Raw genomic sequence first — 15,364 nt, forward strand, 5'->3', positions numbered from 1 at the left:
GGCAGCCGCCCCATCAGACAGGCGGTCGGGCTTTAGGAGGGACAAGGCGTCATTGGGAACGATGCACGCTTGCATTCATTTTTTTTCGAGACGACTCTCTTTGCACCATGACAGACGGGATCGAGTCACGCCTCAAAGAGGAACGCAAATTCGTTCCGAGCGCCGAATTCTCCGCGCACGCGCGCGTCCAGTCGCACGCGGAATACGCATCGCTTTACACGCAGTCGATCGAATCGCCGGAAGAATTCTGGCGCGACCAAACGTGTGATCTCGTATTCCGCACGCGGCCCACGTCGTTCTTGGAGTGGAACCTACCGAAGGCGAAGTTCTTCGGCGGCGCAACGCTCAACATCACCGAGAGCTGCCTCGATCGGCATTTGAAGACGGCGGCGCGCACGCGTGCGGCGATCGTCTGGGAAGGTGAGCCGGGCGATACGCGCACGCTCACGTATTTCGAACTTCACCGCGAGACGGTGCGCCTTGCCACGCAGCTCGCGAGCCTTGGCGTGCGCGCCGGCGATCGTGTCGCGATTTACATGGGCATGGTCCCCGAGACCGCGGTCGCCATGTTGGCGTGCGCGCGACTCGGCGCCACCCATTCCGTCATCTTTGGCGGCTTTAGCTCCGATGCTTTGCGCGACCGCATCAACGATTGCGGCGCCAAGCTTCTCCTGACGCAAGATGGTGCGTGGCGGCGAGGTTCCGTCGTCCCGTTGAAGCAAATGGCCGACGTCGCCGTGGCGCAGACGCCCACCATCGAGAAGGTCGTCGTCCTTCGCCGCATTGGAGGAGAGAAGGCGCCCGTCACGATGAAGGAAGGGCGCGACATCTGGTGGGACGATCTCGTGGCGCGCGAGGCTGCGCCGGAGCATCGCGCGATCGCGGAGAACCCCGCGGCGTTCGACGCCGAGCATCCGCTGTTCGTGCTCTACACGTCGGGCTCCACCGGCAAGCCCAAGGGCGTTCTGCACACCACCGCGGGCTACCTCGCGGGCGCGCACGTCACATCGAAGTACGTCTTCGATCTGCGCGAGGGCGATCTCTATTGGTGCACCGCGGACGTCGGCTGGGTCACGGGCCACAGCTACCTGGTCTACGGTCCCCTCTCGTGCGGCGCTTCATGCCTCATGTACGAGGGCGCGCCCAACTTTCCCGATCCGGGTCGCTTCTGGCAGATCATCGAGCGACACGGCGTCACCATCCTGTACACGGCGCCCACGGCCATCCGCGCGTTCATCCGCTGGGGTGACGACTGGCCGAACAAGGCGAACCTCTCGTCGCTGCGTCTTTTGGGCAGCGTCGGCGAGCCGATCAACCCCGAGGCGTGGACGTGGTACCACCGCGTCGTTGGCGGAGGCCGTTGCCCGATCGTCGACACATGGTGGCAGACCGAGACCGGCTCCATCATGCTCACCACGTTGCCGGGAGCGTGCTTCTCCAAGCCGGGAAGCACCGGACTTCCCTTCTTCGGCGTCGACATCGCCGTCGTGAAAGACCGCGGTGAGCCGTGCGGCACGAACGAGGGCGGAAAGCTCGTCATCAAGAGACCGTGGCCCTCCATGGCGCGCACGCTCTACAACGACGACGAGCGCTTCGTCTCCGCGTACTGGAAACAAATCGAGGGCGTCTACTTCACCGGCGACGGCGCCCGAAAAGACGAAGATGGATATTTCTGGGTCGTCGGTCGCATCGACGACGTGCTCAATGTCGCGGGCCATCGCATCGGAACCGCGGAAATCGAGAGTGCGCTCGTCAGCCATCCCTTCGTGGCCGAAGCGGCCGCGGTCGGAAAGCCGGATGAGCTCAAGGGACAGGCCCTGGTCGTGTTCGTGACCTTGAAGCAAGGTCAGACGGCCAACGCCGAAACCAAGGCGAACTTGAGCAAACACATCGAGAAAGAAATCGGGAAGTTTGCGCGTCCCGATTCGATCCGATTTGCCGATGCACTCCCCAAGACGCGCAGCGGCAAGATCATGCGGCGCCTTCTCAAAGAGGTTGCGTCGGGCGCCACCGAGGCCAAGGGCGATACGTCGACCTTGGAAGATCTCAGCGTTTTGGCAAAGCTGCGGGCCGACGAAGACTGACGCGCCCGCGCCACGGACCGCACGGCACCGGTGAACGTGGCGCACCCACTGAATACCACTTTAACACCAGTGGTTTTGTGGCTCCCAGCGAGGAAGACTTCTCATCGTCGAACGTACGTACGGGGGATGTTGACGTTCGACGATGACGAAGTGACGGGGCCGGCCTCCGCGTACGATCCCACCGGCGCAGATTCGCGCCGGGGATCGCATGCGATGGCAACGCGGTCGTGGAGCGGACGCGTCGTCGAGTCGTTGCGTGGAGCGCTGAAGACGCTGATGCACGCCGTGTTACTTGCCCTCACCACCCTCACGCGCGGCGCCCGGGGCTGAGGGGAGGCCGTTCGTCGCGACGGAAACCTGGATGCGGCGAGGCTTGGCCGCTTCGAGCTTCGGAATGCGAATGCTCAGCACACCGTCGGAAAGTTCCGCGGTCAGATTCGTAGCATCGAGATCCTCCGGCAACGTGTAGGCGCGGCTGAACGAGCCGTAGCTTCGGCCGAGGACGACCTGCGCATTTTTGCCCTGCGCCGGCCCGTTGAATTTGCGCGAGCCCTTGATGGTGAGCACGCGGCCTTCGACGGTAATGTCCAGATCTTCGCGTTTCACGCCGGGGACGTCGACGACGAAGAGTGCGCGCTCGTCGTCGGAAAAGACGTCGATGCTCGGCGAGAACGAACGGCGATGCGTTGCGGTGCCGAAGGTTGCCCCCATCACGTCGTCGAGGGTGCGATCGAAACGGAACAGATTCTCGTAGGTCAACATGTGCGGATACCCTTTCGTGGTCGACGGCGTCGAGCAGATCGCTCCCGTGTCGTGCCGAGCGAGAGAACTGCACGACCGGCAGGGGGGAGACCTGCCGCGACGTGCACGCCTCTCGATCGGCGCGACGAATACGGAGCGTGAATGCACCCGGGATGACGGCACCATGCCGCCTCCGCGTGCCGGCCGCTCTAGCCGGTGACGTTCCTTACGACCGACATCGATAAAGCATCGATCGCGCCTGTCAATATCGGCCCCTTCGAGCGCCGGGCCTTGCCCATGCATTTTCACTTCCCGCGACAGCCTGCACGCGATGGTCTCCGTGCATCCGTCCGCGATCCAACCGTTTCAGAAGTGACTCGGTACGGCGCCCGAGCGCTCGAAGGGGTCTCTGCGAAAGGGGTGTTTGATCAACTGCGTTCGGGTGGTTACCTTCCTTTCTGACGGCGTTTGCTCTTCCGAATTGCCGCTTCATCGTTCTGCTTTTCTCTGCTTCTTTTTCCTCTGCGTCGTCCGTCATGGGAACGACACACGTGGCCATGGGTCCATTCCATCTTTTTCAACCAACTCGACAGAGCCCTTTCCCAGCACTAGTTTGGACACCGTCATGAAACGACCCGCACTTCTTCTGTCTCGACCCCGGCGCCTATTTTTGGCCCTCGCGCTCGCGCTCTTCTCCACGCTCGCGTTCTTCGGAACCGGCTGCCAGAAGTACGACGAGCTGATCGAGAAGGATCAAGTCGCCGAACAGAAATGGGCAGATATCGAAGCTCAACTTCAACGCCGGGCCGACCTCGTCCCCAACCTCGTCGCCACGGTGAAGGCCTCTGCCGCGCACGAAACGGAGACGTTGCAGAAGGTGTCCGAGGCCCGCGCCTCGGCCACGAGCATCAAGCTCACCACGGACGATCTTTCCGATCCGGCAAAGGTCGCTGCCTTCGAAAAAGCGCAATCGGAGTTGAAGGGCTCCCTCTCGCGCCTGCTGATGGTTTCGGAGAAATACCCCGACCTGAAGGCCAACGCAGCCTTCCACGATTTGCAGGTTCAGCTCGAGGGCACGGAGAACCGGGTCCTGCGCGCGCGCGAGGAGTACAATAAGGCCGTGCGCGAGTACAACTCCGAGCTCGGGAAGGTCGGCGGCCAGGTCGTCAACAAGGTCACGGGCAAAGCATTCAAGCCGCGCGTCTACTTCCAGGCCGCCCCCGAATCGCAAGCGGTTCCCAAGGTGTCGTTCTAAAGCCCTCTAGAGAAGGAGAGACGTGCTCGCCCGTTTCTGGCTGATGCTCTTCGCGTGGATCGCCCTCATCGCGATCCCGCGAACCACGTTCGCGTACGAACCGCCACCGCTCAAGGGGCACGTGGTGGATACGGCGGGCAAGCTCACGCCGGAGGACATCTCCCATTTCGACAAGAAGCTCGACGCGTTTCGCCAGCGCGCGGGCTTCGGTGTGGTGGTGTTTCTCACCGGCTCGCTCGAAGGCGAGAACATCGACGACTTCACCTACGAGACCTTTCGCGCGTGGAAGGTCGGCGACAAGGGCCTCGACAACGGCGTACTCCTGGTGATCGCGCCGAACGAGCGCAAGGTTCGCATCGAAACCGGCAAGGGCGTGGGCGGCGAGCTTCCCGACCTGAAGGCGAACGACATCATCCGCAAGCAGATCTCACCGCGGCTCCGTGACGAGCAATTCCGTCAGGCGGTGGAGGCCGGCACCGACGGCATCATCGAGGCACTCGGCGGTACGAGTGGCGACGGCCCGACGAAGGATCGCAAGGTGCTCCGCCGTTCGTCGGGCGGGAGCGTATGGATGTTCGTGCCGTTGCTTCTCCCGCTCGGCATCCTGGTCATCATCCTTTTCGCCATTGCACGCGCCAAGCGGCGCGGCTTCGGGCCGGGGCGCGACCGCGACGACGACGACCGCTGGGGCGGTGGCGGTGGTGGCGGGTTCTACGGCGGAGGCGGCTTCTACGGTGGTGGGGGCGGCTGGGGCGGTGGCGGCGGAGGCTGGGGCGGCGGCGACGGCGGAGGAAGCGGATATTCTGGGGGTGGCGGCGAATCGGGCGGCGGTGGCTCGAGCGACAGCTATTGAAGTGGTATAATCATGGTTATACCGATGCCCCGCAAACCGCGTCCCTCGAAACACATCGTCGCCTTCAAGGTCGAGCCGGAGCTCGCGGCCGTGCTCGACGCCATGCCGAACAAGAGCGAGTTCATTCGCGCTGCCGTTCAAAACCGTCTCGCCAGCGCCTGTCCCCTCTGCCGCGGAACGGGCGTCGCCCCCTTCGGCGGCGTCGGCGACGAGCTTACCAAGCTCGTGCAACAGCACCCGCTCTGCGTCTGCACCGGCTGCGGCGTCAAAGAGCCACGCCCTTGTCACTCACCTGGGCACTGTGAAGACGAGCCACGCATCGAAGCGTTCGAACGATGGGGCATCTTCATCTGCGAAGGCTGCGCCAAGTCAACCTTGTTCTGCACCACGTGCAAAAAGCCTCTGCGCAGCGCCGCCAAGAAAAAGTCGGACCGCTGCGACGAATGCCGCGCAGCCTAACGCGCGCACCGGAGTACAGAAGAGAGATTCACAGGAAGACGGGAAGACGGGAAGGACTGAGAGAGATTTTTTGGGTTTTCCAATCGGCTTGGTGCCGCGATCGGGAGCCCCAAAAACTTCGCCCGTCTTCCTGCGCTCTCGTGAAAATCTCCGTCTGCTAACGCGACTGCACCCGGGTTCGTTACGGCGCCGCGCCGTAGAGGACGTTGGAACGAGTCACCATATTGCTGCTGTTGCACTGCGGGCCGTGCATGACGGGTCGGACGCACCGGAGAAGCTTTGGCTTTCCATGACACCCGACGCGTCGGGGGGCGGACGAGAGATTCACAAAAGGCGGAAGACGGGAAGGACTGAGGGAGTATTTCGAGGGTCCAATCGCCATGATCGGAAGCCTCAAAACCTTCCCGTCTTCCCGTCTTCCTGTGAAATCTCAGTCTTCTACCGCAACGTGACGACGCTCGTCGTTACGGGGCGCCGTAGAGGGCGGCGGCGCCGGAGCGATCGCGGGACGTGAGAACGAGGTCGCCGTTGTTGGTGCCGTTGCACTGCGGGTAGTGCATGACGGAGGCCGAGTCGTACGTCGTGAGCGAGCGCCAGTTGTTGTCCTCGAAGCAGGTGCCCGACTCAGGGCGCGTGTGCTCGTGGCGGAAGCCCAGGGTGTGACCCAGTTCGTGCCGCAGAATGCCCGCCAGCGTATACGGAGCGGTGTTTCCGAACGCGCTCGTGCTGATGAGGACATTGCGGGCCGAACGCCCATCGTTGGGGAAGAAGGCGCGGGCCAGGTACGACGTGGTCGACGTCTGGCGAACGTCGAACACGACGCTGTTGTTGCTCGCCGTGCAGCTGCCGTCTTGGCCGCTGCTGTGGACGAAGTTCACGTTGGCGACGCCTTCCCACGCGGCCGTGGCGCTGTTCATGGCGCTGACCACGGTGTTGTAACGGCTGCCGAACGAGGTGCGGCTCACGCAGTACGTGATGTTGAGTTTCTGGGTGTTGTTCCACTTCGCATCGGCGCCGCCGGCGCGGTGCACGATGAGGGCGCCACTTTGGACGTACTCCTCGTAGAAGGAGCGCAGTGCGTCGACGCCCGAGATGACTTGGTCGCCGTTCACGATGTAGTTCCCGGTCTCGTCTTCACGAGCGACGGTCTTCTCCCACGCATCGAACGAGATCGACGCGGTGGTTCCCGTGGTTTCGGGCTCCGACGCATTGGAATCGGAATCCGCCGCGCAGCCGGCGGAGGCACATGCAATCAGCGATGCGCCGAAAAACAGAACGGTATTGCGAAGAATGGACATGGTTTGACTCACGAAGGCGAGGGTGGGGGGGTTGGAGTCTTCCATCAGCGGGGCGAACGACGACGGCAAGAGTCGATCCCCGTGGAGACGATTCAGGTCGTGGTCCAGCGAAAAGCCAAGAAGGGCAAACCCCGCCCCACGCGAGCCTAAGCGGCGCCTCTTGCGCCGGGCACGTGAGTCACGAAGTACTGGAGGCGCGATTGTCTAACACTTCAACAATTGTCTTACAATCATTTAAGCGCTGATTCTTCCCACTTCTAGAAGTGCGCCCTTCTCGTACTTCGATATACGTCGGCACCAATCCTTGCATACACATCCACTTCGCGCCGCGTCTAACGCGCAACGCACGAGCGCAATGGTTGCCATGGCAGCATCGTTACGGGTTAGAAAAATACGCCAACGACAAAACGACAGCGTCCCCCTGTCCTCGTGAGAGGAAGGGGGACGGACTCAGAATATGAACAGGGAGGACGGGAGATCAGGAGGTCGGAATCAGAAAATCTCCCGCTCTCCCGTCCTCCCTGTTCAACCCAATCTCTGTGATCTTCTCGGGGGGCGTTCTAAGGGCGACTTCTGGGGGGGCTTGGGGGCGCGGAGCCCCCCCAAACCTGACTACGGTGCGCCGTAGAGGGACGCCGCGCCTTGCTTGTCCTTCGTCGTCAGCTTCAGATCGCCCGTTTGCGTTCCATTGCACTGCGGGTAGTGCATGACGGACTTCGGATCGTAGCTCGTGAGGGCGCGCCACTGGTTGTCCTCGAAGCACGTGCCCGACTGAGGACGCGTGTGCTCGTGGCGGAAGCCGAGCGTGTGACCGAGCTCGTGGCGCAAGATGCCTGCCAGCGTATACGGGTCGATGCTTCCGAACGCGCTGGTGCTGATGAGAACATTGCGCGAGGAGCGACCTTGGTTCGGGAAGAACGCGCGCGCCAAGAAGGATTGATCGGTCGTCTGCCGTACGTCGAATACGACGTTGCCGTTGCTCTTGGTGCAGTTGCCGTCCTCGCCGCTCTTGTGGACGAAGTTGACGTTGGCGGCCGCCTCCCACGCGCCCGTGGCCGCGGACATTGCGCTCACCACCGTGTTGTAGCGGCTCCCGAAGGAGCTCTTGCTCACGCAGTAGGTGATGTTCAACTTCTGCGTATTGTTCCACTTCGCATCCGTGGTACCCGGGTGGTGCACGATGAGCGCGCTGTTGTCGTGGACGACGTAATCCTCGTAGAACATGCGCAGCTCTTCGATGCTCTCGACGGGCGTATCGCCGTTGACGATCCACACGCCCTCCTCGTCGACGTGGACGGTCTTCGACCAGTCCTCGAACGACAACGGTGCGGCCGTGCCGTCGTCCGACTCGGACCGATCCGAATCGGCGGCGCAGCCGACCGCCCCAAAGAGCATGAACGAAGCCCCGAAAAGGCCCAAGAGAACGGTTTGGCGAGCGATGGCGGGAAGCTTCTTCGTACGCATGGTGAACTCCATTCAGGGCAACGGAAGGCCGTGCCTTCCAAAAAAGGGAATCGTGCCGATCCCGCCCACAAGAGAAGGCGAGACCGACGAACTCGTGGAAGCCAAGGAGGGAACACCGCTGCACGCGAATCAACCGGCGCGCCGTTTCAACTCTTGGCGCCGTGCACGTGAGTCACGAAGTTCGGGAGAATCGAATCTCTAACACTTCGTCCTATGACCGACAACGCAGTAGCCAATGAAATCTCAATTTTTCCGCATGGATCGTGCCCTGTCGCGAACTCGCGAATGCGTTCGCGCGTCAGTCGCGGGGCGCCGCGTCTCGCGGTGAAGAGGCACGGCGCGCGATGGCCCGTGCCATGCCCACCCCTGCAAGCAGCAGCAGCGGCACGAAGGAAACGTTGTCATCGGGCGCTCCAGCCATTCCGCACTTCGTGCACCCGAACCAGCGGGCATCACGAGCTTTTCGCGGCGGATGCTTGCGCTCGATCACATCGAGCAGTTCCTTGCGTGCCGCCAGCCATGCGCTCCCGCGCTCCGGCCATGCCGGTTTGGCCCTGGCATCGCCCAGCGCGTACGCGATCAGGTCCGCGACGATGGCATCGGTGGTCACCGGATCGACCGCCCGCGCAAGTTGGATGTAGCCCGCGTCTTCGGCCCCGCGGCGTAGGTTCTTCAATCGGACCGACGGGTACACGGTGGGCTTTCCATCGTCGTGCATCCCCGGAGCAACCTGGGTCCCGGGATATACGAGAATTCCATCCCCGTTGGCATGATCGCCGTCGGCGTTGTGAAACGTTTCGCTGACGACGAACGGATCGAACCCCCGTTCGCCGCCGCGCCCCCCGCGGTTGGAATCCAGCCAGAACGTGGATTCCCAGTAGAACCAGTGCGCGACGCCATAGCGCGCGGCGATCCACGCGTTCGCGCGCAGATCCGTGGCCGGCACGTCGAGCATCATCGCCCCCGCGAAAGGCCGCTGGCCGTTGTAGACCCAGATGCGCTTGCCGCGGGTGCGCGCCTTCTCGGCGACCTTTGGCTCGTAGCCTTCGGCCAGCATCATGACGAGATCGGCGGCTTGATCGCGCGGATCCTCGCTGCAGGTCACCCCGACGCGTACCCCGCGGGCTTCCGGAACGGTGCGGAGCAGATCCATCCAGCGTGCGGCCCGGGAGCTCTTGCAATCCTCATCGACGGCGTAGACGAAAAGCTCCGTCGCATTCGCCACACTGCGAACACGCGCCGCGATGCGGCCGACCTCCGCCGCCTTCGCGGCATCGGGCTCGCCGAGCATCCCGTAGGCGCCGATGGCCAGGATCCCCTCGCCCACCCCGATGCCAGGCCCCGCGTAGCCCGATGCCTCGGTGTAGGCCTTGCCCGAGAGCGCGTCCTCTTCCAAGCCGGCGATGGCGCCCGCCGTCGTCACATCGTGGATCGCGCTCACCCGGTGCGCGTGCAGCACCTGCCGAAGCGACCGCTCCGCCCGGCGATCGCCCATTCGCTTCGTCAGCGTCGCGGCGTCGAAAAACGTCGTGATGGCCGCCGGCCCCGGATACGGCAGCAGCGCGTCGGCCACCCGCAGCGAAACGCTTCGCTCCATCAAGGTGCGCTCCCCCGCGCGAACGCGAAGGACGCTCGTGTACACACCGGGGGGCGCCCCCGGCGGCACGTGGATGTCCACCCACGCCGCCCCCCGCGCCGTGGGGCCCGCACGCGTCTCGTCGCCGGGCACCAGGGCGTCGGCGAAAAAGCCCACGTACGCGCCCGCCGCGGGCGCAGCCTTCGGCGTGAAGGCCAGAGAGCCCGGGGATCTCTCGTTGTAACTTGCCCGCTGAATCTCGACGAAACGCTGCTCGAAAACGTCCACCCGCCCCGAAAACGTCGGCGAAAACGGCTCCACGGTGGTGCGCACGTGCTCCAGCACCTCGCCGTCGGGGTCGACGACGACTTGAAGCGCCACCGTCTCGTCCCGCAGAGCGAAAAGATCGATCCCCGATGGCCACACGCTCGCGGGCAGAGGGTGCACCGCATCCCGTGCGACCTTCTCGCCATCGTCGAGCACCGTGACCCGCGCGGCTCGAGCCGTCGATGGCCAGGCCATCGCCATGCACACCACGAGGCCAACGGCGAGCTTCATTGAAAGAGCCGCACCAGCTCGGGCGGCAGTTCCTCCTCCGAAGGCGCCCCTTCGAGCAGCGGCGCGAGCGGTGCGCTCGACAGCGTGTGCACGTAGAGGACGTGCCGATGCCTCCCCTCGGCCACGCGATCCAACGCGGCCGCGAACGCCTTCGCGGTGTACGTCGGATCCAGCGTCAACCCCGAGGCGGCGGCCAGCATGGTGGCATGGTCTCCTTGCGCAGTCCGATGCCCGTAACCCCGCCCCAGGTAGCGGCGCTCGACCTGCAACCGCACATCGAAACGCGCCGCACACCGAAGCACGAGCCAGCGAGCCGCGAGCGACACGCCCCACACCGGCGCCGCAACGGCCACGCCCACCACGCGCGTCTTCATTCCCTCTTGCGCAAAGCCGGCCGCCAACCCCGCTGCCGTACCGCCCGACCCCAGGGTCACCACCGCCACATCGGGCTCGGGCATCACCCCATCCCGAACCTGCGTTGCGATCTCCCGTGCAGCGTCCACGTACCCCAAGGTCCCAAGGCGGTTCGACCCACCCACCGGCAAATAGAGCGCTGGCTCCTCCCCTGGCATCCAAAGCCTCCGCACGATGGCAAAGGGTGCGGCCGCGTACGAACCGACGGGAAACGGCCGAACGCCGAGCCCCAACGACGCGCGCAGGTTTTCCACCGCGTGATCCGAACGCGGCTGAGGCAGAAGCACGGCCTCCACCTCGAAACCGGCCTCGCGGCCAAAAAGCGCAGTGGCCAGCACTTGGTGGCTGCCGGCGGCGCCCACCGTCACGATGCGCCGAAGCCCCCGGGCACGCGCATCCGCGAGGATCCGCTCGAGCTTTCGAACTTTGTTGCCACCGTAGGCCGGGTGCGTAACGTCTTCGCGTTTCACCCAGAGGTCACACGCCGGCTGAACCCGACTCAGGCGCGGTAGGTGCTCGACGGGGGTGGGGTAATTCGGGTTAAGTTCCATCGGGGAAAACGCCCGCGAAACGTTGGCGAAACCTTAACCTGGCATCTTCCCTCGTGTCATCCAGCGTCATCGGGGGGGCCAACGCCTCGCACGTCGCGCGCAGAGAAAGGCACCACGTGAAGAAGATTGAAGCCATCATCAAACCGTTCAAGCTCGACGAGGTCAAAGACGCGTTGAGCGAAGTCGGCGTGCAAGGGATGACGGTGACCGAAGTCAAGGGCTTCGGGCGCACCGGCGGCAAGAAAGAGGTCTATCGCGGTTCGGCCTACGTGGTCGACTTCGTCCCCAAGGTCAAAATCGAGGTCGTCGTTCCGGACGAGCTCGTACACGACGTGATCGACGCCGTCGAGAAATCCGCAAAGACGGGCCGGATCGGTGATGGAAAAATCTTCATCACGCCCGTCGAAGAAGCGGTGCGCATCCGCACCGGCGAACGCGGCAAGGAAGCCATCTAGCTAGTTTTCCCCAGATTTTCGCCCCGATGTTCCGGGGCCTTCAACGAGAGCGTGCTGTCTAGGAGGATCATCGAATGAATCCCAAGGAAGTCATTGAGCTTGCCAAAAACCACGACGTCAAATTCGTCGACCTGAAGTTCGTCGACTTTCCGGGGGTGTGGCAGCACACGACTCTCCCAGCGCGTCGTCTGGACGAATCGCTCTTCGAGGATGGCATCGGCTTCGACGGCTCGTCGATCCGCGGGTGGCAGCCGATCAACGCGTCGGACATGCTCATCATCCCGGACCCGGCCACCGCCCGCATCGACCCGTTCTACCAGGCGTCGACGCTGCACCTGGTGTGCTCGGTCTACGACCCCATCACGAAGCAGCCGTACTCGCGCGACCCGCGCCACATCGCGAAGAAGGCCGAGGCGTACCTGCGTCAGACGGGCATCGCCGACACCTGCTTCATGGGTCCCGAGGCCGAATTCTTCGTGTTCGACGACGTTCGCTTCGACCACTCGCAGCCGAACGCGGGCTTCTACTACCTCGACAGCATCGAGGGTGCGTGGAACTCGGGCCGCGAGGAGTTCCCGAACCTCGGCTACAAGGTGCGCCACAAGGAAGGCTACTTCCCGGTCCCACCGACCGACACCTTGGCGAACCTCCGCAACGAAATGATGACCACGTTGATGGAGACCGGCGTGGAGATCGAAGTCGGTCACCACGAGGTGGCGAGCGGTGGTCAGTGTGAGCTGGGCGTGAAGTTCGATCGCTTGCTCTCCAGCGCCGATCAGCTCCTCTGGTTCAAGTACGTCATCAAGAACGTTGCGCGCAAGAACGGCAAGACGGCGACGTTCATGCCGAAGCCGCTCTTCGGCGACAACGGCTCGGGCATGCACGTGCACCAGTCGCTGTGGAAGGAAGGCAAGCCGCTCTTCGGTGGCGACGGCTACGCGGGCCTTAGCGAGAACGCGCTCTACTACATCGGCGGCATCATCAAGCACGCGCGTTCGATCGCGGCGCTCACCAACCCGACGACGAACTCGTACCGCCGCTTGGTGCCGGGCTTCGAGGCGCCGGTCAACCTGGCCTACTCGAGCCGCAACCGCTCCGCATCGGTGCGTATCCCCATCACGGGCCCGTCGCCGAAGACGCGCCGCATCGAGGTGCGCTTCCCCGACCCGAGCTGCAACCCGTACCTCGCCTTCAGCGCGATGATGATGGCCGGGCTCGACGGCATCCAGAACAAGATCAACCCCGGCGATCCGCTCGACAAGGACATCTACGCCCTGTCGCCCGAGGAGCTGAAGGACATCCCGCACATGCCGGGCAGCCTGGAGGACGCCCTCGACGCGCTCGAGAGGGACCACGAGTTCCTCCTCCGCGGCGACGTCTTCACGCGCGACGCCATCAGCGAGTGGCTCGACTACAAGCGCACGCGGGAGCTCAACCCGATCCGCATGCGCCCGACGCCGCACGAGTTCTTCCTCTACTACGACATTTGAGAAGAGACCGGCCCGCAAGCGGGCTTTGGGTGATCCTCAGCGCTTCGCGGCCAGGAACGAGCGCACCTCCGTGAGGAAGCGCTCTTCCACCTCGACATGCGGGATGTGACCGATCCCCGGGAGCTCGACGAGCTTGCTCCCGGGGATTTTTGCTGCCGTCTCTTTGCCAAGGCGATCGTAGCGCCCATGCTCGGCGACGACGTCGGGCTTGAGGAGGTTCTTCCCCACGATGGTGCGATCGGCCGTGCCCACGATGAGCAGGGTGGGAACGCGGAGGCGATCGAACTCGTAGCAGATAGGCTGCAGGTAGATCATCTCGCTGGTGAGCGCGGAGACCTTCGCCGCCTGGGGAAAGTTGGACAGCTTGGTGTAGCGCGCCGCCGTGTCGACCAGCGGCTCGTACTCGGGTTTCCACTCCTTGAAGTACGAGTTCTGGAAGTACTTGCGAACGTTGTCGGGGTTGGCGGCGAGTTCGACTTTGAGCTTTTGATCCATCGTCGTGTACGGGACGAAGGAGCGGTAGTCCTCGAGGCCGATGGGATCCTCGAGAACGAGCTCGGTGACCTTCTCCGGGTAGAGCAGCGCGAAGCGCGTGGCGAGCATGCCGCCCATCGAGTGGCCGAGGATGACGGCGCGCTGGATGCCGAGCGTGTCGAGCAGCTGCTTCGTGTTGTGCGCCAGCCAGTGGAAGCTGTACGCGACGTCGGGCCGCGACGACTTTCCAAAGCCCACTTGGTCTGGAACCACGACGCGGTAACCGTCGGCACGGAGAACCTCGATGACCCGGCGGAAATAGAAGCCGCTGAAGTTCTTCCCGTGCAAAAGCACGATGGTGCGGCCGTTGGCTGCCCCGGCAGATGGGGCAGGCGCCACGTCCATGTAGGCCATGGAGACGTGCTGCCCTTCGATGTCGATGGGAAGCCGCTGCACCGGAAAGCCGTAATCGATGCCATCGTCCACCGGCTCCGAGGTCGCCACGGACGACGTCGTTGCCGGTGCGGGAGCGGTGGGTGCAGCCGGTGCCGGTGCGGGAGATGATGCGCATCCCGCCAAGACACACGCGAACAGCGAAATGGATACCGCGCGCATCACGTCTCCTCCGCGAGGGCGATCATGGCCGCGCCATCGATTCGTACGGGTTGCCATTCCTTGAGAATGCGCGCACCGAGGCGCTCGTAAAAGGCGATTGCGTCGGCGTTCCAGTCGAGCACGAGCCACTGGACGGCGGCGCACTTTCGGGCGACGGCCTCGCGCGCCAACTCGCGAAGCAGAGAGCGTCCCACCCGCAGGCCGCGAAACTCGGGGCGAACGAACAAGTCTTCCAAATAGAGCACCGGCTTTCCTCGCCACGTCGTGTACTGGAAGAAGTACAACGCGAACCCCGCAGGCTTCACCGTCTTGCCCTCACGCACCTCCGCGATGAACACGTGAAATAGCGGCGCGTCGCCGAATCCATCGCGAAGAAAATCTTCCACCGTTGCAACGACCGCGTTGGGTTCGCGCTCGTACTCGGCGAGGCCTCTCACGAACTCGAGAATCAAGGGCGCGTCGGCGGCTTCGGCACGACGGATCGAAAGGTCGGACATAGCTTGAGGCTTAGGGCGTCAGGACGGTGAATGACAGCGGGATCGTGTTACAAACTCAACCATGAAGGCCCGCTTCTCCTTCCTTCTGGTCCTTCTCGTGACCGCTTGTTCGTCCGACCAACCCGATGGCAGCTACGATGCGCTCTTCAACACGCCCTCGAGCACCAACAACACGCCGAACTCGATTCGCGGATTGTGGGTCGCGCACGTTGCGCGCAACGAGAACGATGGTGTCGACGCCGACATCGACGCACGGATGTTCGTTTCCGAGTCGAGCGTGATGCTCGCCTGCCGCTGTCGATATCCAGACAACACCGTCTTGACCGCTGGCGTCACAGTGGGTGCTCACATCCTTGATGCAGATACGGAACTCATCACCACGAACGACGCCGAGAACGCACCCGCAAGTGGCAACCATACATGCCGCATCGTGGTGAAAGCCGGTACGCTCGGGTACCACATCCGAGGTCGCGAGCTCGAGTTCCAAGGGGACGGTCTGCCTTATCCTCAGTTCGCAACATCGAAGTACGTTCCCCCGTTCGCCAAGGCGAGCGACTGAACAACAACGCCTCACTAACGG

General features: G+C 63.6%; 15 protein-coding genes. 8 read left to right on the plus strand and 7 right to left on the minus strand.

The features are described 5' to 3' along the window. The first annotated feature begins 107 nt into the window (after positions 1-107). Entirely contained in the window at positions 108-2,084 is a 1,977-nt protein-coding gene (gene acs / locus LVJ94_37095; protein ID WXB02520.1) for an acetate--CoA ligase, read from the plus strand. 126 nt (positions 2,085-2,210) lie between these two features. Beyond that, positions 2,211-2,414: a hypothetical protein gene (locus LVJ94_37100; protein ID WXB02521.1), complete on the plus strand. Its 204-nt coding sequence runs from the start codon at positions 2,211-2,213 to the stop codon at positions 2,412-2,414. On the opposite strand, the gene LVJ94_37105 is transcribed toward LVJ94_37100, so the two are convergent. Continuing rightward, complete coding sequence (locus LVJ94_37105) at positions 2,373-2,846, minus strand: Hsp20/alpha crystallin family protein (protein ID WXB02522.1); 474 nt, start codon at positions 2,844-2,846, stop codon at positions 2,373-2,375. The genes LVJ94_37100 and LVJ94_37105 overlap by 42 nt on opposite strands. Before the next feature lie 604 nt (positions 2,847-3,450). On the opposite strand from LVJ94_37105, the gene LVJ94_37110 reads away from it, so the two are divergent. The 3 genes from LVJ94_37110 to LVJ94_37120 are packed head-to-tail and all read left to right on the plus strand — an operon-like array spanning position 3,451 to position 5,392. Continuing rightward, positions 3,451-4,080, plus strand: a complete 630-nt coding sequence (locus tag LVJ94_37110; protein ID WXB02523.1) for a LemA family protein — start codon at positions 3,451-3,453, stop codon at positions 4,078-4,080. A gap of 22 nt (positions 4,081-4,102) precedes the next feature. Then, on the plus strand, positions 4,103-4,933 hold the full coding sequence (locus LVJ94_37115) for a TPM domain-containing protein (protein ID WXB02524.1): 831 nt from the start codon (positions 4,103-4,105) through the stop codon (positions 4,931-4,933). A 24-nt stretch (positions 4,934-4,957) separates the two neighbouring features. Next, the gene (locus LVJ94_37120) at positions 4,958-5,392 is read left to right on the plus strand and encodes a hypothetical protein (protein ID WXB02525.1); all 435 of its coding nucleotides are present in this window, start codon (positions 4,958-4,960) and stop codon (positions 5,390-5,392) included. A 464-nt stretch (positions 5,393-5,856) separates the two neighbouring features. Here LVJ94_37120 and LVJ94_37125 read toward each other — a convergent pair whose 3' ends face one another. The 4 genes from LVJ94_37125 to LVJ94_37140 all read right to left on the minus strand — a co-directional run bounded on the left by LVJ94_37125 (position 5,857) and on the right by LVJ94_37140 (position 11,253). Then, positions 5,857-6,690, minus strand: a complete 834-nt coding sequence (locus LVJ94_37125; protein WXB02526.1) for a M57 family metalloprotease — start codon at positions 6,688-6,690, stop codon at positions 5,857-5,859. 612 nt (positions 6,691-7,302) lie between these two features. Continuing rightward, the gene (locus LVJ94_37130; protein ID WXB02527.1) at positions 7,303-8,154 is read right to left on the minus strand and encodes a M57 family metalloprotease; all 852 of its coding nucleotides are present in this window, start codon (positions 8,152-8,154) and stop codon (positions 7,303-7,305) included. A 298-nt stretch (positions 8,155-8,452) separates the two neighbouring features. Continuing rightward, positions 8,453-10,288: a DUF4091 domain-containing protein gene (locus tag LVJ94_37135; GenBank protein ID WXB02528.1), complete on the minus strand. Its 1,836-nt coding sequence runs from the start codon at positions 10,286-10,288 to the stop codon at positions 8,453-8,455. Further along, positions 10,285-11,253, minus strand: a complete 969-nt coding sequence (locus LVJ94_37140; protein WXB02529.1) for a pyridoxal-phosphate dependent enzyme — start codon at positions 11,251-11,253, stop codon at positions 10,285-10,287. Before LVJ94_37140 ends, LVJ94_37135 begins: the two co-directional genes overlap by 4 nt. Positions 11,254-11,369: 116 nt before the next feature. Between LVJ94_37140 and LVJ94_37145 the strand changes: the two genes are divergently transcribed. Together LVJ94_37145 and glnA are read left to right on the plus strand one after the other, a co-directional pair. After that, on the plus strand, positions 11,370-11,708 hold the full coding sequence (locus tag LVJ94_37145; protein ID WXB02530.1) for a P-II family nitrogen regulator: 339 nt from the start codon (positions 11,370-11,372) through the stop codon (positions 11,706-11,708). Between the two features lie 74 nt (positions 11,709-11,782). After that, positions 11,783-13,198 (plus strand): type I glutamate--ammonia ligase, encoded by a 1,416-nt coding sequence (gene glnA / locus LVJ94_37150; protein ID WXB02531.1) that lies wholly within the window; start codon positions 11,783-11,785, stop codon positions 13,196-13,198. Between the two features lie 36 nt (positions 13,199-13,234). Here the strand turns inward: glnA and LVJ94_37155 are convergent, their stop codons facing one another. Together LVJ94_37155 and LVJ94_37160 are read right to left on the minus strand one after the other, a co-directional pair. Continuing rightward, positions 13,235-14,287, minus strand: coding sequence for an alpha/beta hydrolase (locus tag LVJ94_37155; GenBank protein WXB02532.1), 1,053 nt, complete (start codon positions 14,285-14,287; stop codon positions 13,235-13,237). Then, entirely contained in the window at positions 14,287-14,784 is a 498-nt protein-coding gene (locus LVJ94_37160; GenBank protein WXB02533.1) for a GNAT family N-acetyltransferase, read from the minus strand. The genes LVJ94_37155 and LVJ94_37160 overlap by 1 nt, the downstream gene beginning before the upstream one ends. Before the next feature lie 61 nt (positions 14,785-14,845). On the opposite strand from LVJ94_37160, the gene LVJ94_37165 reads away from it, so the two are divergent. Then, complete coding sequence (locus tag LVJ94_37165) at positions 14,846-15,343, plus strand: hypothetical protein (GenBank protein ID WXB02534.1); 498 nt, start codon at positions 14,846-14,848, stop codon at positions 15,341-15,343. The last annotated feature ends 21 nt before the right edge of the window (positions 15,344-15,364 follow it).

This window comes from Sorangiineae bacterium MSr11367 (genome assembly GCA_037157805.1).
GTDB lineage: Bacteria > Myxococcota_A > Polyangia > Polyangiales > Polyangiaceae > Pendulispora > Pendulispora rubella.